Origin of the sequence: Nonomuraea sp. NPDC050783 (assembly GCF_040802095.1) — a bacterium.
Classification (GTDB): Bacteria; Actinomycetota; Actinomycetes; order Streptosporangiales; family Streptosporangiaceae; genus Nonomuraea.
On record NZ_JBFAHK010000070.1, the window covers coordinates 1 to 1,564 of the forward strand.

The window sequence follows — 1,564 nt, forward strand, 5'->3', positions numbered from 1 at the left end:
GACGCGGGCCGTTTCGAGGCGTTGCTGGGGCGGGCTCGGGCGGTGGGGTCGGCGGTGGAGCGGGTGGGGGTGTTGCGGGAGGCGTTGGGGTTGTGGCGGGGGGCGGCGTATGCGGATGTGGCTGATGAGCCGTTCGTGCGGGGGGTGGCGGCGCGGTTGGAGGAGTGGCGGCTGGTGGCGGTGGAGGAGTTGGCCGAGGCGCGGTTGGCGGTGGGGGAGTACGCGTTGGTGGCGGCGGATCTGGGGGAGCTGGCGGGGCGGTATCCGTTGCGGGAGCGGTTGCGGGCGGCGCAGGTGCGGGCGTTGTATCTGGCGGGGCGTCAGCATGAGGCGTTGGTGGTGTTTGAGGAGGTGCGGCGGCGGCTGGCGGAGGAGTTGGGGGTGGATCCGGGGCCGGAGCTGGCAGGGGTGCATGGGGCGATCTTGCGGCAGGATCCGGCGCTGGCGCCGGTGGTGGGGTCTTCGGCCGGGGTGGGGGTCTCGGTGGGGGTCGCGGCTGGGGTGACGGGGCCGGCGGGGGTGACGGGGTCGGGGTCGGGGTCGGTGCTGGGTGGGGTGGGGGCGGTGCCGGCGCCGGTGGCGGAGTTGGTGGGGCGGGGGGAGGCGGTGGCGGAGGTGCTGGGGTTGTTGGAGGTGCATCGGTTGGTGACGTTGACCGGGCCGGGGGGTGTGGGCAAGACGCGGTTGGCGGTGGAGGTGGCGCGGGCGTGGGGTGGGCTGGACGAGCCGGCGGGGGGCTCTGCGGGTGCGGGTCGGGGTGGGGTGTGGTGGGTGGAGTTGGCGGGGGTGCGGGCTGGGGCGGCGGCGGTGGAGGTGGCGGAGCGGATCGCGGGGGTGGTGGGGTTGCGTGATGATGTGGCCGGGCCGGTGGAGGTGCGGTTGGCGGCGGCGTTTGCGGGGGTGGGGGCGGGGTTGTTGGTGGTGGACAACTGTGAGCATGTGGTGGAGGCGGTGGCGGGGGTGGTGGCGGGGGTGTTGCGGGGGGCGGCGGGGCTGCGGGTGTTGGTGACGGGGCAGGAGCCGTTGCGGATCGGGGGGGAGCGGGTGTGGGGGGTGCCGCCGTTGGAGGCGGGGGCGGCGGCGCGGTTGCTGGCGGTGCGGGCGGGGGTGGGGGTGGGTGAGGCGGGGGTGGCGGAGTTGGTGGCGCGTTTGGATGGGTTGCCGTTGGTGGTGGAGTTGGCGGCGGTGCGGGTGCGGGCGTGGGGGGTGGCGGAGGTGCTGGCCCGGTTGGGGGATCGGTTGGGGGATCGGTTGGGGGTGTTGACGGCGGGGTTGCGGGATGCGCCGGCGCGGCAGCGGACGTTGCGGGCGATGTTGGCGTGGAGTTGGGAGTTGCTGGGGGCGGGTGAGCGGGTGGTGTTGCGGCGGTTGGCGGTGATGGCGGGGGGGTGCACGGTGGCGGCGGCTGAGTGGGTGTGTGCGGAGGCGGGGGTGGTGGTGGTGGAGGTGTTGGGGCGGTTGGTGGAGCGGTCGTTGGTGGTGCGGGAGGGGGGGCGGTATCGGTTGCTGGAGTCGGTGGCGGCTTATGGGGTGGAGCGGTTGGCGGAGGCGGGCGAGGCTGAGG

The 1,564-nt window shown here is 75.1% G+C and carries 1 protein-coding gene; it reads left to right on the plus strand.

The features are described 5' to 3' along the window. On the plus strand, nucleotides 1–1,564 hold a 1,564-nt coding region (locus tag AB0H75_RS50190), incomplete at both ends, for a BTAD domain-containing putative transcriptional regulator (protein ID WP_367809192.1).